Here is a 19,614-nt window from a genome sequence, read left to right on the forward strand (position 1 = left end):
CTGTTTTTTTTGTTGTCTAAAAGTTAGGAGCTTACTAAAATGAATAATAAAAACTCTATTCGTAAGCAAATGAGAGAGACACTTTCAAAGCTTACAAAACCTCAATACGAAGATTATTCGTATAAAATTGCTTGTACACTTTATGAGGATGAAGCATGGAAACAAGCAAAAGTTATTGGATTAACGGTTTCAAAACAACCAGAAGTGGATACATATCAATTGATTCGGAAAGCCTGGGAATCAGGAAAACAAGTTGTTGTGCCAAAATGTGATCCAAATGAAAGACGGCTATCATTTAGAACTTTAAATGAATTTTCTCAGCTGGAATCAGTATTTTATGGTCTATTTGAGCCGATTGAGGAAGTAACTAAGGAAGTTGATGCAGATAGGATTGACCTAATGATTGTTCCAGGTTTAGCCTATACAAAAGAAGGGTACCGTTTGGGTTTTGGTGGAGGCTATTATGATCGTTATTTACAAAATTACCACGGTATGACGATTTCACTTGCCTTTACTGATCAATTGGTCCCACAGTTTCTTGTTGAGGAGCATGATGTACCGGTATCCCAAATTATTACAAACCATGGAGTTATCAAAATAAAATGATCATAGCGATTTTGATTTTCGTTGGAATTCTATTGACAGGTGCGGCAGGTTATAAATCCAAATCCTTGACTAGATCAGGGGCCTTTGCTGCCATTTTAGTTGGACTTGCAGTGTATTTAGGCTTCGGTGTAAATGGTCTTTTCCTGCTTGGGGTATTTTTTGCCTCTTCAAGTTTTTGGTCAAAATACAAAAGTAGTGATAAGAGCATAATAGAAGAAAAGCTTGCAAAAGGGGCTACAAGAGATTGGCGTCAGGTCGCTGCGAATGGAGGAGCGGCCGGGCTTTTCAGTATCATTCAGTATTTCAACAATGATATGATCTGGTTAGTTGGCTTTATAGTATGTCTGGCTAGTGCAAATTCTGATACCTGGGCCTCGGAAATCGGTAGTTTAAGCAAAAAAGAACCATTATACATACGTTCCTTTAAACGGGTTGAAAAGGGGACATCGGGAGCAATCAGTTTATTGGGAAGCTTGGCATCCCTTGCAGGTTCCTTCTTAATTTCAATCATAGGATTTTGGCTTTTTGATTTAAGTTATTTCTTAACAGCTCTTGTTTTCCTTTTTGGTTTTTTCGGAAATGTTATTGATACGTTGATTGGTGCCTTTTACCAACAGGTATATGTTTGTGTGAAATGCGGGATAGAGACTGAAAAAAAGAGGCATTGTGATTTGCCGGCAAATAGAATAAAAGGGTCTGTCTTTGTAGATAATGATATGGTGAATTTCCTTTCAGGTTGTGTTGCTGCTATGTCAGCGATAGGAGTCATTTATTTGAATAACTAATTTTTTTTGGGATGAATGATATTGATATAGCAATATCTTTTACATGGAGGAATGGTCATGTTTAATCGCGTGAATAGAGTGGCTCTCATTGGAACGGGATTTGTGGGTTCAAGCTATGCTTTTGCCCTATTAAATCAAGGGATAACAGAGGAGCTTATCTTGTTTGATTTAAATAAGGAAAAGGCAGAAGGAGACGCAATGGATTTGAATCACGGCCTACCATTTTCTCCATCCCGGACGAAAATCTGGTACGGAAGTTATCAGGATTGTGGTGAAGCAGACCTAATTGTTATCACAGCGGGTGCAAACCAAAAGCCAGGGGAAACACGACTTGACTTAGTTGAAAAAAATACAAGGATCTTTAAGGGAATTGTCGAAGAAATTATGGCAAGTGGGTTTGATGGTATTTTCCTCGTTGCTACAAATCCGGTCGATATATTAACGTATGCCGTTTGGAAGTTTTCAGGGCTGCCAAAAGAGCGGGTAATTGGTTCTGGTACAATTTTAGATACAGCACGTTTCCGCTTTTTGCTTGGCGATTATTTTGATGTAGATACGCGTAATGTTCATGCCTATATTATTGGAGAGCATGGTGATACAGAGCTCCCCGTATGGAGTCATGCGGATATTGCTGGTACATCTATTAGTGAGTGGTCAAAAAACAAAACAGGGTTTAATCAAACGGACCTTGATCGAATTTTTTTAAATGTTCGTGATGCTGCTTACCATATCATTGAAAGAAAAGGTGCAACGTATTATGGAATTGCTATGGGTCTCGTAAGATTGACAAAAGCGATTCTTCAAAATGAAAATTCTGTGTTAACTGTTTCTGCCTATCTAGATGGGGAATATGGACAGAATGATATCTATATAGGTGTACCAGCTGTAGTTAATCGAGATGGAGTTAGGCAAGTTGTGGAGCTTAAATTGAATGACGAAGAGCAGGGGAAATTCGTTAATTCTGTGAATGTATTAAAGCAAACGATGGAACCGGTCTTTAAGAACTATTAATCAAAAGGATTGAATTCTTATACTGTGAATTCAGTCCTTTTTTTATGGATAAAATGATGGTCATAATCGCAAAATACTAGTAGGAGGGATGAGAATGTCTCGTATGTTAACATCCATATTGATGATTGGTTCTATTGGTTATTTTGGTTTCCGATACAGGTACCGTCTTATCAATGTGCTACTAGGGTCTAGTTGGATGCGCAGGCTTGCTGTAGGCTCAGTTATGAGCTTCCCAGGTGTAAAACAAAAAATGATGCAATCGGTTTTTGGAAGACCATCTGAATGGTGAAAACCACAGATGGTTTTTTTTTTATGGAGAAGACGTATCTTAATAAAAATAAAAAGCTTGATTGATTATTGTTACTCGAGAATCGTTTATAATGAAAGATATAAGAAAAAGAGTTATCGCAGCTTGATATGGCCGTTTATTTTTACATAGGAAGCAGGGGGGAAATGAATAATAGAGAACGTTACATATTTTGGAAATTAGCGTATTCATTTATTTCAGATCATGGTTACCGTATTATTCAATTATTTGAAAATCAAAAAGAATTATGGCTAGAAAAAATAGAAAATAAAAAAGCACCGATCATTCGTCTGCTGCTCCACAATTTGGATTGGAGTAATGCTATGCAGCGTGATATTGAGTTTACTGCAGCAAATGGAGAGAGAGTCCGCAAGCAAATTGGTCGACATGAGTTAAATGTGGTCAATATTTATGTTAGTCAATTCCCACCAGTTGATGAATATGAATTTCGTCTCGCGAAACCTTTTGTACATTCTGAAGGAAATAAAACGATGGTAAGCTCGATTCTTTTTGCACAAGGGGTATACGAAGCAGGTTTTCATCGTATTTCAGAGAGGCTTGGGGCTGAACTTCATTTTTCAATCAATGATGATCACTTAGAAGAGGATGTTGAGTCCGTTAAGAAAGCGGCATTGGATTATGCGATTAAGAAAGTTAAGACGGAAAGAGCAATTCTGTTGAACGGCAAACCAATATTTACGTATGTTTTCATTGCCATTCAGGTTGCTGTTTTTTTCTGGCTTCAGCTTCATGGTGGAAGCACCAATACTTCTACCTTGATTAAATACGGGGCCAAGGTCAACCAATTAATCGTTGAAGGAGAATGGTGGAGATTTATTACACCCGTTTTTCTTCATATTGGTTTTATCCATCTGGCAATGAACACTCTGGCATTGTACTTTCTCGGAACTGAAGTGGAAAGAATTTTTGGCAATCTTCGTTTTCTTTGGATTTACTTGTTTGCTGGAGTTACAGGTTTTATTGCCAGTTTCATCTTCAGTGCTAACTTGTCAGCAGGGGCAAGCGGTGCTATTTTTGGCTGTTTTGGTGCATTACTTTATTTTGGAGTTATTTATCCGAAGTTATTTTTCCGAACAATGGGATTGAATTTGCTTGTCGTTCTTGGAATCAACCTTATGGTTGGGTTCTCTGCATCGGGAATTGATAATGCAGGTCATCTAGGCGGGTTGGCAGGGGGATTCCTAGCAGCAGGCACTGTCCACTTTCCAAAGAAGAACAAACTATGGCTGCAAATGTTGTTTTTTATTGCGTCTGTCGCACTGCTATATGGTTCGTTATCTTATGGTTTTAGCTCTTTAGGAAAATCACATGATGAAAATTCTAATTTGTTGATGGCCCAGGAATATATAAAGCAAAACAACTACGATAAGGCCTACAACGTTTTAAAGGAATCGGAAGAAAATGCCGTCAATCTATCAGAGAAAACCTACTTTCTTCTATCTTTCGTAGAAATTAAGAAGGAGATGCTTCCTGAAGCCAAAACACACCTACAAAAAGCAATAAAACTAGACCCTAGTTTTGATGAGGCTTTCTTTAATTTAGCTCTTATTAATCTTGAGCAAAAAGATCTAGAAGAGGCTAAAGGAAATATAGAACAGGCAATTAAGCTTAAACCGAATCAACAGGAGTATTCTGAATTACTACACGAAATTAATCGCCAGCTTCAATCCTCTGACGAAGGAGAATAGAATAACCAAATTATATTTCTGAAAAAAATATTGCTTGTACTAATATGTTTCTCTCAATTAAAATACAAGGAGATATAAATGAAAACTATTTATGATATTCAGCAATTTTTAAAGCGCTTTGGAACCATTATTTATATTGGTGAAAGAGTCGCGGACCTTGAATTAATGGAAATGGAGCTAAAGGAACTATATCAATCACAGCTGATAGAGCCAATGGAGTTCCAAACAGCTCTGTTAATTTTGAGGCATGAGATACAATTTCAAAAAGAAAAAGTCAAAAAAGATAGGTGATTCTATTGTCAAGAAAATGGATTGTGGGTGTTGACCTCGGTGGGACAACTACTAAATTAGCCTTCGTAACAACTGAAGGTGAAATCGTTCACAAATGGGAAATACCAACGGATAACACAAATGAAGGACAAAACATTACAGGTAATATTGCTAAGGCAATTGATGAAAAACTTGCTGAACATGATCAATTAAAAAGTAATTTACTAGGAATTGGTATGGGGGCACCTGGACCAGTTAACTATGAAAAGGGAATTGTTTTAAATGTCGTAAATTTAGGCTGGCCAGATAACTATCCCCTAAAGGACCATCTTGAAGCAGCGACCTCCCTACCAGCAGCGATTGAAAATGACGCAAACTCTGCGGCATTGGGTGAGATGTGGATGGGAGCGGGCGCTGGAGCGAAGGACCTTGTTTGTGTCACACTCGGAACAGGTGTCGGTGGCGGCGTAATTGTTGGCGGCAAAGTTGTTCAAGGCATTAATGGTGCTGCGGGAGAAATAGGTCATATTACAGCCATCACATCGGGTGGTGCACCATGCAATTGCGGGAAGACCGGCTGTTTGGAAACGGTCGCTTCTGCAACAGGCATTGTTCGATTAGCTAAGATTGAACTAGCTAAGGGGTTAAAAGGTGAATTATCTGAAAAGCTTGCTGAGAATGGCAGCATTACAGCAAAAGATGTCTTTGATGCAGCCCGTAATAGTGATGAATTGGCCCAATCAGTATTGGATGATGTTTCCTTTCATTTAGGATTCGTATTAGCTAGTATTGCCAACACCCTAAATCCGGAAAAAATTGTTCTTGGCGGCGGTGTTTCAAAAGCAGGCGATATATTAGTTGATCCAGTAAAAAATAATTTTGAAAAGTTTGCTTTTTCATCCGTAAAAGATTCCACGAAACTTGCTTTGGCTACATTAGGAAATGATGCAGGTGTCCTTGGTGCAGCATGGCTAATAAAGAATAAATTAAATCAATAATCTCCAAAGGGAAAATCCGCAGTCATGCGGCTTTTTTCCTATTTAGTAATATTTTCTAAAAAGTTGAAACATTTTTGTCAAAAAAACGTACTAACCTATGAGAGCGAAAATGAGAGGAGGAAATATTGATAAATTGAGCCGGCAAAAAAGAAATTATCCTATTTTTCTGATCCTCCGTTTAATTTTTTTAATTCTCATTTTAACTGCATGTGCTCAAAAAGAGCAGTTGAAACAAAAAGTTACCGCTAAAAGTGAAAAGCCTAAATCACCTGCTACTGTTCTAGGAAACGAATGGAAATTACCTATTTCCATCCCTGAAGGTGAATTTTATAAATTTGTCGGCTGGCTTTCTGGAACCCAAGTCCTCTACATTACAAATCTAGAACAAACTTCAAGTGTCTATCAGTACAATCTTTTAACAGGTAAAAGTGAACTAATTTATAAAAGTGAATATCCCATAGTCAACGTCCAAATTAGCCCTTCAAAAAAGAGAATGTTAATTCATACCTCGCCGTCATCATACGAAGGAGTAGTTACAATTATAGATATAAAAGGGAAGGAACAATTGAAAAAATCTTTTGCTTCCTATGAATTAGCTTTTGAGTGGAATCCTTATAAGGAATCAGAGATTCTGGTCACGAAATTTAATGAGGATTGGAGCTTTCAAGTATTATTACTAGATCTAAATAAGTCAAACATTACCGAACTTACCTTGCCCCAACCGTTTATAAAATGGAAGGGTGAGAATGAGGTTGCCTTCATTAATTGGGATGAAAATAATCCTTCCCTATTTGCACCACTTATGGATAGAAGTTTAGAAAATGGGATGGAAAAGACACTGTTTTCTTCAGTGATCGATTTTTCTGAATTTCGCGATTTGCTCGTGACTGTCTCTGTTAATGAACAAGATCAATCGATGGCCAATTATTCATTTTTTGACAAAGAAATGGAAAAGCTATTCACGTTTTCTATTCCACAACTTACAAATTATTCAGATTGGTTAGTTCCTTTCTATGACTATAATGAGCAGAAGGGACAATTTTTTACCTTAAGTCCTGTCACAAGTGGTGAAGCGGATTCCTATACAGAGGGCTTCCAACTCCTAGCTTACAATCCTAAGAACGGAAGTAGCAGCTTAATCATGGATGGGTTAGAAAATGAGCCCATTCATTTATCTCCTTCTGGTGATGCACTCTTGTATGGGAATCAGTTTGAAAAAATTATCGATATTAAGGCAAAGAAAATATATGAACTGATAAAAGAATGACAATATGGTTGTCATCAGGCTGTCGAGAAACTTTCGACAGCCTCTTATTTTCTACAATAACTTTAACCATTCACCGCGTTAATTTATTATAATATTATAGGCTTTGCAACATGTCTGTTGATTTGCGCTCCAGGCACTTCGCTTTCCCCGGACCGCCCGCGGAAATCAACAGGCCCATTAGCAGGTACAATGAATACTTAAATGCTGAGAATAAAAAATTGCCGAGAAAATTACCCTTTCTCGACAATCTGATGACAATATGGTTATCATTTTTTTATTTGATCTCCCAATATGATAAAATCACGTTGTGATGAAAATATAGTAAAGGAAGGTAATATTGCATGGCCATTGTAGATGTAGCAGTCATTCCAATTGGTACGGAAACACCAAGTGTCAGTAAATATGTGGCAAGTGTTCAAAAAGTTTTGAGGAAATATCAAGAAGAAGGGAAGATTCGTTTCCAATTAACACCGATGAATACCATAATTGAAGGTGAATTACCTATCCTTTTTGAAGTAATTCAAGAAATGCATGAGGTACCCTTCTCTGAAGGAATCCAGCGGGTCGCTACAACGATTCGTATTGATGACCGAAGGGATGTTAAGCGTAGTATGGAATATAAAGTAGAGCGGGTAACCACACTGTTAAACGAGGGATAGAAAAAAGACTGCCTGATGGCAGTCTTTTTAAGATTATTAGTGATGTCCTGTTGGAAATCCAGAATGAACAATGGTCATAACTGTAAACCAACCAAAAGTCACAAATGACGCTACACCCCAAAATGCACCTAAGAAATTTTTATTCTTTAGTGATGAAAATCCACCGAAAGCTGCAAGGATGGTTACGATAGCAAAAATAATTACTAAACCCATGGTAAATCCCCCTTTTTCATCATAAGCAGGCAATGCCTCAAACATTCCAAAGAAAATTATGTACCTATATTATATTCATTCGACTCTTATTTTATATTTTTTTCTTTCATTTGTCGAGTGCAAATAAGAGATCATTGAATTAGTATTCTTTCTCTCAACTGTTTACTTAGTGTAAAATAATGATATCGCAATTTCAATTGGAGGTACTAAATTTATGAAATGGCAACAAATCCCATTAGGGGCACTTCAAACTAACTGTTATATTGTAGAAAATTCAGATCGTTCGTGTTTAATTATTGACCCAGGCAGTGAAGGGAAAAAACTCATTCATTTGTTGAACAATAGGAAATTAAAACCTATCGCAATTTTTCTAACCCATGCGCACTTCGATCATATTGGGGGTGTTGATGAAGTAAGGGATTTTTATAAAATTCCAGTTTATCTTCACAAACAAGAGGAAAAATGGCTGGGTGACTCTTCATTAAATGGTTCACAATTTTTTATGATTCAGGATTCAATAACAGTAAAGCCAGCTGATTTTATTTTAAAAAATGAAGGAGAAATGAAAATAGGTGGTTTTGAGTTTGACATTTTTCATACACCAGGACATTCACCTGGAAGTGTCTCATTTTACTTCAAAAAGAATGGGTTTGTTCTTTCAGGTGATGCCCTGTTTCAAGGCAGCATTGGCCGTACAGACCTCCCAGGAGGAAACGAGGCACAGCTATTAAAAAGCATTCATGATAAGCTGCTTGTTTTGCCTGAGGAAACGTATGTCTTATCAGGCCACGGCCCTGTAACAACCATCGCTGATGAAATGGATAGTAATCCGTTCTTGAATGGATTTTAGAGGATAGAGAGAAGACAAAAATAGAAAAACCCTTCTCCAATTTGAGAAGGGTTTTTCTGGGGGATATTATATTCTAATATGGGAGGGGATAAAAGTTAAGCTACTATCCTTACAATATTATAAAGTTTACACTGTGTCAATAGTGTTTATTTAAAAAGGAGCATATATGAATATATTTTTAAAGAGTTTAATTTCAAATTCACCCAATGAGTTAATTACCTATGCGGATTTCATGGGGGCAGCCTTATATCATCCTGATTTCGGTTATTATATGAAAGATAAACAGAAAATTGGCCGACAAGGAGATTTCATAACAACAAGCAATATATCTGATATATACGGAAGAATGATGGCAAAATGGTTTTCTCACTTATGTGAATGGACACAATTAGCTCCAGTATTTTGTGAAATTGGAGCTGGGAATGGACGTTTTGCGGAGGCATTTTTACAGGAATGGCATGAAACGATTAAAACCCCATTAAAATATATAATTGTAGAAAGCAGTCCCTATCATCAGAAACTGCAAAGGCAATTGCTAACTAATTTTTCGGTTGTCCAAGTGGAAAGTATCAGTAATGTTGAGGCTTTTGAGGGAATGGTTTATTCCAATGAACTATTCGATGCCCTGCCAGTTCGTGTGATCGAAAAAGTCGATGGGCAGCTTTTTGAGGTTATGATAGGGATTCGAAGGAACGAACTGTATGAGCAAAAAGTATTGTTAACGGATTCAGATATCCTGTTTTTTTTACAGGAAAGCAAGCTTAAACTAAAGGAAAAACAGCGGATAGAGATCCCGTTAGCAATGGAAAAGATGATGCGGGAAATTGCTCAGTCCCTCAGAAAAGGAATGGTTGTGACAGCTGATTATGGCTATACACTTGAGGAGTGGATGGACCCAAGGAGGGCAAAGGGGAGTCTAAGAGGGTATTATCAGCATCAGATGATTGATGATGTTTTGCAGCACCCAGGTGAAATGGATATTACCACGCATATTCATTTTGATTATCTCATTCAAAAGGGTGAGCAGGTAGAATTAGAATTAATTACCAAACTCAGACAGGATGAATTTTTATTAAAGTCCGGAATTCTAAAAGAATTAGCGAACCATTATGACCCCAATCCATTTTCAGAAGTCAGCAAACGGAATCGAGCGATTCGTAGTTTGATCATGCCATCCGGGATAAGCACCTATTTTCATGTGGTTATCCAGCAAAAAGGGTTTAAGTTAAATGAAAATGACGTTTTCGTAGAATAAAGAAAAAACGCCGGAGTATTCCGACGTTTTTTCTAAATGTTTCTCAATGACCTGCACCAGGCACCATCATGAACGTAGACCAATAAGTGAAACCTGCGAAGAAAACTGTTAAATATGCTCCGAATACCCACAAATACATGCGCTCGGATAATTTAAGATAGCTAAGCAGAACGAAAAAACCTGTTTGGGCTAAGAATAGCATTGCCGTTTTATCCATATCACCTAGATAAAACATAACTGTAAAAATGCCCGTCCAGAAACCACAAACTCTGAACATGCGATCCATATGTATCCCCCTCCTTTTTCCCTACGATACCATCATTACAATATTATAAGGAAAAGGAGGCATAATGTAAATAATGGTTTCGAATTAGTTTGTAACCAGCGCTTGATATGAACAAGTTTCGCAGCCAGAAATAATATTATCTTTTTCAATCAACTCAACGGATTCAAATAGTGCACCAAACATTCCCTTTAGAAATTCATGGTGCATACTGCAAACTGTTTCCGAATGTTCTTCTGCCACTTCTTTAAATGGACAATTGAAAATTTGGAAATAGATTTTTGTTTTCTCACCGTTTACTTCAAATTCTGGATAAAAACCTGCAAGTGTTGCTGCGCTTTTTAATATTATTAGCTTTTGCTCAAATTCTAATTCCTCACCAAATGCCCTTTTTGCCTTTTCTTGTTCAATCACTTCTGTACCAAAACGTTTTCCGGTTAGATAAAGGGCTTCCTTTCCTGCTTCTCCTAGCGAAATCATTGTTTGGAGTGCGACTTTGGATAAAAGCATGTAGTCGCGAAACGGGAAATGCAGCTGGATTACATCGTTAGATAAACGATATAATCTACTTGGTCTGCCGCCCTTACCTGTTTTTTTGGTTTCGGATGCTAACATATTTACATCTTCAAGCTTTGATAAATGCAATCTTGCTACATTCGGATGAATATTAAAATTTTCCGCCACCTCTTGAACGGTTACTTCTTGATGACGTTTTGTAATGTATTGATAAATATAGTACCGTGTTGGATCTGACAAAACGTTTGTTATTTTTAATGTTTGTTCCATCACTGTTCACCTCGAACCCCCATAATTTATTCCATTATAATACAGCTATAAAAACAAAGGAATGAGGTTAACAATGTTAACACTATAAGTTTAGAAAATGTTCACAATTTGCGACTTTATATTGTAACAATATAATAAAAAATAGCCTAAATTCATTTATAATCTCTTGTCAATAGCAGGAATATAGTTATTTTGGAAAAATAACGAAGCAGACCCAGCATCCGCTCGTTACAATTTTCGTCTTTTTTTGACTTCAAAATAAACGATGTAGGGTAGAATTCCGAACCAGCGATACCAAAATGAAGCTTTTGTTTCTTTTCGAGCTGTACGAATTCGTTTTCGTTCATCCTTCGGTTGGTCTGCGTATTTCACGATGGTTTGGGTCATATATTTTACATAGTCGTTTGTTTTCATGGACACACCTGCCTTTAATTTTCATAAACAAGTATGTCCATATTTCTTCATTTTAATTCGACCCATTTACTTAATCTTTTTGTCCTTGTATCAAAATATCCCCGTCCAATGACTGTTTTGTCAACAGCATGAAGGTGAAGAGTAAAATTGACTTTTTGGACATATCCAGTAGGAGTTTCAGCTTGGTAATCCATGGTGCCGTTAACAAAACTAATTGTTCCCTTGACAGGTAAGATCGCACTCTTTTGAAATATTACTTCAACTTTTTTTACCGACGATAGAAAATAGTACTCCTCTTGGAGGATGATAGCCGTTTCATGTGCCATTTTTCTTTCGGATAACAATTGTTCAATACGTACCGAGAAAAATAATAAAAAAAGGATGATCAGGCACAAGGTAAGTGGGTAAGTGAAGCCTTTTTCATTATTTTTCATGGGACTGGCCCCGAATTTACTAATGGAAAAGCTGTAACTGAGTATTCTTTTCCCCATAGATCCGTTACGATGGTTTTGACTGCATTGTTTAAAATGGTGAACGAATATTGTGAAACATTTTGGAGGATTATTTCATGTCCAGTTGAATTCACACGTCTCCTAAGATTAGTACCGTACTTTTCATATTGAATGGTTTCAGTATCCTTAGTTAGAACTAACCTTCCGGAAATCACTTCGGCACGAGTGGACAGCCTTATTTCTTTTTTGATTTGGCTCGAAAAAACTTCCCATTCCATTGCCTGTAACGATGCCTCAGTGTCCTTATTAGTCAGGATAATTTGAAAAACAGGTGTCATAAAGAAAATAATCGTCGTAAAAATTGAAAAAGCAATTAGTACCTCGATGAGCGTAAATGCTTTTTCATTCAAGGGGCCTACAAATTTCGGTTTCAGGCTGTAATGAGTTTTTTTCAATTCTTACACACACCTCCTTTTGGTCAGCTGCACCGGTGTCTTTCCATGTGATTTGGTATTCAACTCCATTCAAAATGGTAGTGTAATTTGAAAATGTTTTATTACTGATTAATTTGGTCTGTAGTTCCTCATACATTAGCTGTCTCGCCTTGCTCTCCCATTCTAATTGTCGTGATTGTTCTCTTAGTTCAATCAATAAAGGCAGTAAAAATAAACTAAGCATTAACCAGGCAGATAAAGAAAGAAGCAGTTCAAGCAAAAAATATCCTCTAGTACTCCTTAACATAGAACCGACCCTTTCCAATTAAAAAGGTAATAACATATGTTTTATTTTTTGTTTGGATAAAAAAGTTTCCAAACTGATTTACATTTCCGTCGCTTAGGAATTTCAAATATAAGGGGAGAGAACCTTCTTTGAGATAAATATTTGTACTGTAATTTCGATTGACGATCGGCGTTGGTTCCGGCCACAAGCATAGATAATACCTATATTGATCTGGAACAAAAACAATGGATACTTCATCCTGATGGGAGATAGCATATTGTTGAGCATAATATAGGTCCGCTTTTAATTGGATTAAAAAGGCCTCATCCTCCATTACTGAGTGCTGTGGTTTTAAGGAGAAAACTGTAATTGAGGAGATAATCATGAAGATGGAGAGAACTAACAAGGACTCAATTAAAGTAAAGCCTTTTTGATGCGTATTCATTATGGAGTGGTTACTGATGCAACAGCTGTTACAGTACCTTCAGAGTCTATTTCAACTGTCTTTCCGTTTGGACAACCTTTAGCGTCCCCCTTTATATATCCTTCTGCTTTTAGTTCCGCGATAGTTGGTACTTTATTCTTATCCATTTCATAAGCCTGAACTTGTGCCTGAACCATTTTAACATAGGCATCACAGCCTTTATTGTTGATGTTAGAATTATGTTTGGCAACGTTTGGAATTGTGATAATTAACAAGACCGAAATTACGAGCATGACGATCATCATTTCAATTAAAGTAAAGCCTTTTTCATTTTTCATCATTTTTAATAACCTCCATTTTTTTAAATGCCGTCCAGTAGATGAAACATAGGTAACAGAATTGCTAAATACATCGAAACCACCATGAATCCAATGAAAATGTAAAGAACTGGCTGAATGGTTGTTAACCGTTTTTCTATCATTTCCTCCATGTTAGTGACACAATGCTTACTGAAAAATAATAACTCCTGCTCCAATTTTCCATTTTCTTGGCCGTGTTTTACAATCATCGGAAATTCTTTTTCGAAAAACGACAGAGACGCTAAAATTGTCTCCAACTTTTCTCCGGTAATTAGCTTAGTTTTAATTGTTTTAGCTAAGTGACTGTAAAAAGGATGCCTGAGATTCTGTTCAAATAGTTGTAAGGCTTCGGAAACTGATAATCCACCGGATAAGAGAAAGCTAAGTTGAATGGAAAAGTAGTGGGTAAACAGCAATTTGAGGATCCTGCCAACAAAAGGTATTCGAACAAGTTGTGACCTTTGTTTGAGGACGGAGAGTTTTCTAAAAAAGAGAAGATAATAAGCGGCTCCCATAATTAGGATCAGAAGCAGGGTACCGATAACAGTTGGGAAGTATTGATCAAAAGCATAAATGACATTTGTGAAAAAATTTGCTTCCAGACCAAGCGATGAAAAAAGAGTGGTGAACCTTGGCAGCAATGTATTTTCTATAAATATAAATAGAAATCCTGTAATAACTAAAAGCACCATTGGATACTGAAGCAACTTGAGCAACTTGTGTACGTCTTTATCTTTTAATAGGGCAAGATCACTTCCTTCTAACAGAGCATCAGCAAAGCTGCCATGCTGCTCCGCGAAATAGACATAACCGACTAAGTCTTTGTTGAAACCAAGATTATTTAATGCATCATGAAACGGTAAACCCTTTTTCAACTCTTCTAAGCATCCATTTAAATCCTCCTTTCGTTTTGACGGTAATTGTAATGATATGGATTCAATTGCTAGAGCAATTGGATACCCCCTTGCCAATAATTCACCGGTTCTTCTCAGGAAATTTGCTTGTTCATTCACTGACCATTTAGACCGTTTCATCGTTATATACCAATCGTTCATATTCAGATTCTTGAATATATCCAAGTGCAATGCCCTTATTAATTACATCTTTTATCATTCGGTAACGAATTTCTATTTTTTCTCCTTGAGCAGCTTTCATTACTGCGTGTAAATTTCGTCCGGATAAAAGTTCAAATACACTGGCGCGTTTCCATCTGCCATAGGAATAACAAATAGGTGAACACTCTCCTTCGCAAAAAGGGCAGGTAAGTTCAACCAACCTTTGGGCAGTAATGGCAATAAGTGTCTGCTCGACCTCTAACCAATTCACTCCAAACTCACGCAGGCGATAAACCGCTCCCTTCGCATCACGGGTATGCATCGTGGAAAGCACTAGATGGCCTGTTAATGCAGCCCTTACCGCAATCTTTGCGGTCTCAGCATCTCTAATTTCACCGACCATTATTATGTCAGGATCATGACGAAGAATTGCCTTTAGTCCGGCTGCATAGGTGACGCCTGCTTTTTCATTGACTTGGATCTGCAGGACTGAGTCATAGTTTTTTTCAATGGGATCTTCGAGTGTAATGACATTACGATGAAATAAGTGGGCGGTTTCATTTAAAAGGGAATAGAGAGTAGTCGTTTTTCCGCTGCCCGTCGGCCCGGTAAAAATTATTAATCCATGAGCGTGTTTGAGAAGGGCAAGAAGTTTTCGGGTCATTGCTGGGAAGAGTGAAAGTTGGTGAAAAGGAATTTGTTCTTGCTGTGGTAATAGCCGGATGACAAGGCTCTCTCTGTTATTAGACGGGAGTGTGGAAAGCCTGAGCCCCATTAAATTTCCGTCAACTTCACAAAAAATGGAACCACTTTGTGGTCGTCTTCTTTCTCCGATATCCATATTGGCTGTGAATTTAAAATGTGAGATTAATCTGTCGCATTCATCTTTTGGAAGGGATAGTCGAGGAATTAACTTGTTGGTTAATCGGATTTGGACGAGTGTGTCCCTCTTCCTTGGGATAATGTGAATATCTGTTGCCTGGTTTCGTGCAGCATCTGTAATGATTCGATTTGCTAAAATTTCTATCTCGCTAACAATAAGTACCACCGCCTTTTTATTTTTCTTTGGATAATATTCGACAAGGTTCCTCCTTATCCTTCTTTATTTTCAAAAAATATTTTTAGGGTGTCAGGCACCATGTGAAAATTTCACATGGTGCCTGACACCCTGTCCCTTATATTGCTTTTTCAGTGAGATAAAAGAGGCCGCCATTGATGAAGGATATTGAGATTTTTGGTTCGTACTGTTCCTTTAGAGCCATTTTTTCGGTTTCAAAGTTTTCATTTTCATCTTCAACATCTTCGTAAAAATGATTCAAGAGACGTAAATCTTTATCCCAACGTTCTCGCGCATCTATTGCCCAAGAGTGGTCATCCTTCTCAATGATGGATGTAAGATAGGTTTCAACTCTCATCATCCCGCTTTGAGGTTTCACTAAAGGTGACAAAGTAAAGGAGTAATCAGGTATTTTTGGTGTTAACGATATTTCAAGCAGCCTGTCATGGAAATCTTCAACCATTTTTCCATTAATGAGTTGTAAGCCGATTGATTTGAAAATATCCCGCTTACGGTCACATTGATAGGAGATTTTAACATTCATACAAAGCCATGGTAATAAAGGAGTTTGCTTGTTTTGATTCCGATGATTTTCATAAAGTCGGATATAGCTGGCTAAATTTTTCGTCGAAGTAAAAATTTGATGAAGCCGAGGTGAACCAAAATGAATGATTTCCCCCTTTATATTTTCAGGAGCGGCATCTTGGTTCGTAATAAATGTTAACTTCATCGGGTTTGGAATTCCGCCCGTCTTTTCTAAATAGTGCCAGTAAAAAGGCCGATTCATTAATTCCTTATCAAGTTCAACTGTTAACTGAACAGTCAAATAGCCTGGGCTATTCGCCACAATTGCACAATCATTAGCCTGAAAATAGTTCAATAAAAAGTTATGAATTTCCTGCTGCTGCATGGGAATCTCCCTTCTTCATGTCCTGAGCAAATTCAATCATTGATGATAAATTTTCCATTTTAATTCGCATTTCGCCTTCGGAGGAGGATTGTCCAAAAATATCGATTAAATGGTCTTCTATATTGCCAAATTCCAACTTTGTTAATATATCGTCAAGTTCACCAATTACTTTTTCAAATAAATGTATTTTCTCATAAAGAAGCTTCAAAATATGTTCTTCGACAGTATTTTTTATCGCAAAATTATAAATCATGACATCCTTTTCCTGGCCCAGACGATGGATACGACCAATTCGTTGTTCGAGCCTCATTGGATTCCATGGCAAATCAAAGTTAATTATATGATTACAAAACTGAAGGTTAATTCCTTCACCGCCTGCTTCAGTTGCAATAAGGACTTGAGCGTGCTTTTGGAATAATTCTCTCATCCAGTCCTTTTTTCCACGCTTAAAGCCGCCCCGAAAAGGGACAGATGAAATTCCATGCTGTTTTAAATACCATTGGAGGTACATTTGTGTTGCTCGGTATTCTGTAAAAATAATCACTTTATCATTTACTTTTTGAATTAATTCTAACGCTTTTTCTGCTTTTGAATTCTTCTGGACAGCTTCGACTTTTGTTATTAAATACTGAATTTGTTCTTCGAAAGCTGGGGTTGGATTTTCCTTTTTTTGCAGCATATTTTTTAATGTATAAAAAACTGCTTCTCTACTGCTGCATGCCTCACGCTGTAATGTCATTACAGAGAATGAACTTGCCTGTGCCCAATTCCCCTCATTTTTTAATTCAGTAATTGACTCATAAAGATCTTTCTCCTCTTGAGTGCATTCAATCGGAATGGTTTCCACATGCCTTTTCGTCCACTCAATGCCTGTATCTGCCCGCCGGTTCCGAATCATAACCTTGTTTACTAATTCTTTTAAATGCTCATCATCATTTAATGAACGTGCATCTCGTTTGTATTTTTCAAAGAATGTCGTTTCGCTGCCTAAATGTCCTGGTTTTAATAATGAAACCAGATTAAAAATTTCCTCGATACGGTTTTGAATGGGCGTTGCCGTCAATAGTAAACAAAATTTCTTTTTCAGATTTTGGACAAATTCGTAATTTTTTGTTTTGTTATTTTTAAGTTTATGGGCTTCATCAATGATAATAAGGTCATAGTCCTGCTTGAAAATGATGTCTCGATGAGGATTTCGTTTGGCCGTATCAATTGACGAAACGACAACATCACACTGTTCCCACACATAGCTTTTCCTTTGTGAAATGGCTGGAATGAAAAATTTGCTATTCAACTCCATCGACCATTGAGTAACTAAGGATGCAGGGACAAGAATCAATACCTTTTTCACCAATCCACGAATCATATATTCTTTTAGAATGAGCCCGGCCTCAATCGTTTTTCCGAGTCCTACTTCATCGGCAAGGATGGCTTTCCCATTCATGTTTTCAATTACTTGTTTTGCTGTTTCAAGCTGGTGAGGAAGTGGGGTTAGATTGGGTAAATGGCTAGGTGCTAATAAACCCATGAAATCTGGAATGACGAGATGTTTTTCAACTCCAATTGCTAGTTTAAAAAGTTCCCAATTCCCCCATGGACCATCGTTTTCAATTCTATGTAAAAAATCATCCTTCCAGGAGGAATCAAATTCAATTTCGATCGACATGGTTCCAACTCCTTTTTGTTCAATTTCCAGCTTTTTGCTTTTCTAATAAAGTTATTGCTCAATGTATTATTTTAATGGTAGGATGATAATAGCTTTGAATGTTTTAAATATTTTAATAAGGTAATTTATTTTATAAGTATAATTAGTATGACCAGTTTAGATAATATTATAATGCGAATGATAACAAGGGGAGAGACTACTTATGTAGCGCCGAAGGAGCAAGCAGAAATGTGAATCTCTCAGGCAAAAGAACTCTTGTAGGACGCAGCTCTGGAGAGCGCTGCTAGCTTTAAGCAGCCACCAAAGGGGAAAGCCTTTTTAGGTAAACTTTCAGGTGCAAGGACAGAGACCTTCTTACGTTTCATAGGAGGTCTCTGTCCTTTTTTATATTATCTAATGAATAATTTGCGCCAAAGATTGAAGGGGGATTAAGATGTCTGAATTAAAACGAACTCCACTTTTTGATGTGTATAAAGAATGGGGTGGAAAAACTATTGATTTTGGAGGCTGGGCACTGCCGGTCCAATTCTCTAGCATTAAAGAAGAGCATGAAGCTGTTCGCTCTAATGCAGGATTATTTGATGTTTCCCATATGGGTGAAGTAGAAGTAAAAGGCACTAATAGCTTAGCATTTTTACAAAAAATGATGACTAATGACATTTCAAAAGTAAAGAATGGAGGTGCCCAGTACACCGCCATGTGTTATGAAAATGGCGGTACTGTTGATGACCTGCTTGTATATAAGATTGAAGACAATCATTACCTTTTAGTAGTAAACGCATCAAATATTGAAAAAGATTACAAATGGCTTGAAGACCATTTATCTGGTGATGTCTCTTTAGAAAATTTATCGGAAAAAACAGCACAGCTGGCTGTCCAGGGACCACTTGCGGAAAAAGTATTGCAAAAGCTTGCGGGAGATAATGATTTAAGCCAAATTGGCTTTTTCAAATTCCAACAAGATGTAATCCTAAATGGGAAAAAGGCACTTGTATCAAGAACTGGTTATACTGGTGAAGATGGCTTTGAAGTATATTGCGATGCAGAAGATGTTGTTGACCTTTGGAGAGACATTTTAACTGCAGGTAAAGAAGATGGAGTAATCCCCTGTGGATTAGGTTCACGCGACACACTTCGCTTTGAAGCAGTTTTAGCGCTTTATGGTCAAGAACTATCTCCAGAAATTTCACCACTTGAAGCTGGAATTGGCTTCGCTGTGAAATTAAACAAAGAAGATGACTTTATCGGGAAACAAGCGTTGATCCAACAAAAAGAAAAGGGCTTAACAAGAAAATTGGTTGGAATCGAAATGATTGATCGTGGGATTCCACGTCATGGCTACCCTGTTTATAAAGGTGATCAGTTAATTGGTGAGGTTACAACTGGAACGCAATCACCCACGTTAAAGAGAAATATTGGTCTTGCCCTAATCAATACAGAATTTGCGGGTCTTGAATCCGAAGTTGAGGTTGAAATTCGCGGCAAACGTTTAAAAGCTACTGTAGTTCCAACACCTTTTTATAAAAAAGAAAAGAAATAAGAGAAGGGAGTTAGGTTT

Annotated in this window: 25 protein-coding genes and 2 riboswitches; of the genes, 12 read left to right on the forward strand and 13 right to left on the reverse strand. The window is 37.2% G+C overall.

The features are described 5' to 3' along the window. The first annotated feature begins 39 nt into the window (after nucleotides 1–39). From QF028_RS04660 to QF028_RS04700, 9 genes are all read left to right on the forward strand, one after another. On the forward strand, nucleotides 40–606 hold the full coding sequence (locus tag QF028_RS04660; protein WP_214713388.1) for a 5-formyltetrahydrofolate cyclo-ligase: 567 nt from the start codon (nucleotides 40–42) through the stop codon (nucleotides 604–606). Beyond that, a complete protein-coding gene (locus QF028_RS04665; RefSeq protein WP_429464377.1) occupies nucleotides 603–1,391 on the forward strand; it encodes a DUF92 domain-containing protein in 789 nt (262 codons plus the stop codon). The genes QF028_RS04660 and QF028_RS04665 overlap by 4 nt, the downstream gene beginning before the upstream one ends. A gap of 57 nt (nucleotides 1,392–1,448) precedes the next feature. After that, the gene (locus tag QF028_RS04670; RefSeq protein ID WP_429464378.1) at nucleotides 1,449–2,402 is read left to right on the forward strand and encodes an L-lactate dehydrogenase; all 954 of its coding nucleotides are present in this window, start codon (nucleotides 1,449–1,451) and stop codon (nucleotides 2,400–2,402) included. A gap of 94 nt (nucleotides 2,403–2,496) precedes the next feature. Further along, a complete protein-coding gene (locus QF028_RS04675; protein ID WP_088088978.1) occupies nucleotides 2,497–2,691 on the forward strand; it encodes a hypothetical protein in 195 nt (64 codons plus the stop codon). Nucleotides 2,692–2,855: 164 nt separating this feature from the next. Next, nucleotides 2,856–4,418 (forward strand): rhomboid family intramembrane serine protease, encoded by a 1,563-nt coding sequence (locus QF028_RS04680; protein WP_429464379.1) that lies wholly within the window; start codon nucleotides 2,856–2,858, stop codon nucleotides 4,416–4,418. 78 nt (nucleotides 4,419–4,496) lie between these two features. Then, the gene (locus QF028_RS04685) at nucleotides 4,497–4,709 is read left to right on the forward strand and encodes a YqgQ family protein (protein ID WP_088088976.1); all 213 of its coding nucleotides are present in this window, start codon (nucleotides 4,497–4,499) and stop codon (nucleotides 4,707–4,709) included. A gap of 5 nt (nucleotides 4,710–4,714) precedes the next feature. Continuing rightward, nucleotides 4,715–5,686, forward strand: coding sequence for an ROK family glucokinase (locus QF028_RS04690; RefSeq protein ID WP_429464380.1), 972 nt, complete (start codon nucleotides 4,715–4,717; stop codon nucleotides 5,684–5,686). A 109-nt stretch (nucleotides 5,687–5,795) separates the two neighbouring features. Next, complete coding sequence (locus QF028_RS04695; protein WP_429464381.1) at nucleotides 5,796–6,953, forward strand: hypothetical protein; 1,158 nt, start codon at nucleotides 5,796–5,798, stop codon at nucleotides 6,951–6,953. Between the two features lie 341 nt (nucleotides 6,954–7,294). After that, nucleotides 7,295–7,612 carry an MTH1187 family thiamine-binding protein gene (locus QF028_RS04700; protein ID WP_088088973.1) on the forward strand — a complete coding sequence of 106 codons (318 nt, stop codon included), beginning with the start codon at nucleotides 7,295–7,297 and terminating at the stop codon, nucleotides 7,610–7,612. A gap of 36 nt (nucleotides 7,613–7,648) precedes the next feature. Here QF028_RS04700 and QF028_RS04705 read toward each other — a convergent pair whose 3' ends face one another. Continuing rightward, a complete protein-coding gene (locus QF028_RS04705; protein WP_088088972.1) occupies nucleotides 7,649–7,825 on the reverse strand; it encodes a DUF2759 domain-containing protein in 177 nt (58 codons plus the stop codon). Between the two features lie 214 nt (nucleotides 7,826–8,039). Here QF028_RS04705 and QF028_RS04710 point away from each other — a divergent pair, with 214 nt between their 5' ends. Next, entirely contained in the window at nucleotides 8,040–8,675 is a 636-nt protein-coding gene (locus tag QF028_RS04710; RefSeq protein WP_429464382.1) for an MBL fold metallo-hydrolase, read from the forward strand. A gap of 166 nt (nucleotides 8,676–8,841) precedes the next feature. Further along, a complete protein-coding gene (locus QF028_RS04715; protein ID WP_429464383.1) occupies nucleotides 8,842–9,930 on the forward strand; it encodes a class I SAM-dependent methyltransferase in 1,089 nt (362 codons plus the stop codon). A gap of 43 nt (nucleotides 9,931–9,973) precedes the next feature. On the opposite strand, the gene QF028_RS04720 is transcribed toward QF028_RS04715, so the two are convergent. The 12 genes from QF028_RS04720 to QF028_RS04775 all read right to left on the reverse strand — a co-directional run bounded on the left by QF028_RS04720 (nucleotide 9,974) and on the right by QF028_RS04775 (nucleotide 18,056). Continuing rightward, on the reverse strand, nucleotides 9,974–10,216 hold the full coding sequence (locus QF028_RS04720; protein ID WP_214998512.1) for a DUF2626 domain-containing protein: 243 nt from the start codon (nucleotides 10,214–10,216) through the stop codon (nucleotides 9,974–9,976). 84 nt (nucleotides 10,217–10,300) lie between these two features. After that, nucleotides 10,301–10,999 carry a helix-turn-helix transcriptional regulator gene (locus QF028_RS04725; RefSeq protein WP_429464384.1) on the reverse strand — a complete coding sequence of 233 codons (699 nt, stop codon included), beginning with the start codon at nucleotides 10,997–10,999 and terminating at the stop codon, nucleotides 10,301–10,303. A 228-nt stretch (nucleotides 11,000–11,227) separates the two neighbouring features. Further along, on the reverse strand, nucleotides 11,228–11,413 hold the full coding sequence (locus QF028_RS04730) for a YqzE family protein (RefSeq protein WP_088088967.1): 186 nt from the start codon (nucleotides 11,411–11,413) through the stop codon (nucleotides 11,228–11,230). Nucleotides 11,414–11,460: 47 nt separating this feature from the next. After that, nucleotides 11,461–11,847, reverse strand: coding sequence for a competence type IV pilus minor pilin ComGG (comGG, locus tag QF028_RS04735; RefSeq protein ID WP_410888267.1), 387 nt, complete (start codon nucleotides 11,845–11,847; stop codon nucleotides 11,461–11,463). Then, a complete protein-coding gene (comGF, locus tag QF028_RS04740) occupies nucleotides 11,844–12,320 on the reverse strand; it encodes a competence type IV pilus minor pilin ComGF (protein ID WP_410888269.1) in 477 nt (158 codons plus the stop codon). Before comGF ends, comGG begins: the two co-directional genes overlap by 4 nt. Continuing rightward, nucleotides 12,268–12,579: a hypothetical protein gene (locus QF028_RS04745; RefSeq protein ID WP_410888271.1), complete on the reverse strand. Its 312-nt coding sequence runs from the start codon at nucleotides 12,577–12,579 to the stop codon at nucleotides 12,268–12,270. Before QF028_RS04745 ends, comGF begins: the two co-directional genes overlap by 53 nt. Before the next feature lie 10 nt (nucleotides 12,580–12,589). Next, a complete protein-coding gene (gene comGD, locus QF028_RS04750; protein ID WP_214998516.1) occupies nucleotides 12,590–13,030 on the reverse strand; it encodes a competence type IV pilus minor pilin ComGD in 441 nt (146 codons plus the stop codon). After that, the gene (comGC, locus tag QF028_RS04755; RefSeq protein ID WP_282599550.1) at nucleotides 13,030–13,350 is read right to left on the reverse strand and encodes a competence type IV pilus major pilin ComGC; all 321 of its coding nucleotides are present in this window, start codon (nucleotides 13,348–13,350) and stop codon (nucleotides 13,030–13,032) included. Before comGC ends, comGD begins: the two co-directional genes overlap by 1 nt. Nucleotides 13,351–13,370: 20 nt before the next feature. After that, complete coding sequence (gene comGB / locus QF028_RS04760; protein WP_429464385.1) at nucleotides 13,371–14,423, reverse strand: competence type IV pilus assembly protein ComGB; 1,053 nt, start codon at nucleotides 14,421–14,423, stop codon at nucleotides 13,371–13,373. After that, on the reverse strand, nucleotides 14,389–15,471 hold the full coding sequence (gene comGA, locus QF028_RS04765; protein ID WP_282599549.1) for a competence type IV pilus ATPase ComGA: 1,083 nt from the start codon (nucleotides 15,469–15,471) through the stop codon (nucleotides 14,389–14,391). The genes comGB and comGA overlap by 35 nt, the downstream gene beginning before the upstream one ends. A gap of 127 nt (nucleotides 15,472–15,598) precedes the next feature. Continuing rightward, nucleotides 15,599–16,390: a YqhG family protein gene (locus QF028_RS04770; RefSeq protein ID WP_429464386.1), complete on the reverse strand. Its 792-nt coding sequence runs from the start codon at nucleotides 16,388–16,390 to the stop codon at nucleotides 15,599–15,601. Next, the gene (locus tag QF028_RS04775) at nucleotides 16,368–18,056 is read right to left on the reverse strand and encodes a DEAD/DEAH box helicase (protein ID WP_214998519.1); all 1,689 of its coding nucleotides are present in this window, start codon (nucleotides 18,054–18,056) and stop codon (nucleotides 16,368–16,370) included. Before QF028_RS04775 ends, QF028_RS04770 begins: the two co-directional genes overlap by 23 nt. A gap of 177 nt (nucleotides 18,057–18,233) precedes the next feature. Continuing rightward, nucleotides 18,234–18,321: riboswitch (glycine riboswitch) on the forward strand. A gap of 3 nt (nucleotides 18,322–18,324) precedes the next feature. Further along, nucleotides 18,325–18,404, forward strand: a riboswitch (glycine riboswitch). Nucleotides 18,405–18,489: 85 nt separating this feature from the next. Here QF028_RS04775 and gcvT point away from each other — a divergent pair. Continuing rightward, nucleotides 18,490–19,596, forward strand: coding sequence for a glycine cleavage system aminomethyltransferase GcvT (gene gcvT, locus QF028_RS04780; protein WP_429464387.1), 1,107 nt, complete (start codon nucleotides 18,490–18,492; stop codon nucleotides 19,594–19,596). Nucleotides 19,597–19,614: the final 18 nt, after the last annotated feature.

Source organism: Neobacillus sp. B4I6 (genome assembly GCF_050434045.1).
GTDB lineage: Bacteria > Bacillota > Bacilli > Bacillales > Cytobacillaceae > Neobacillus.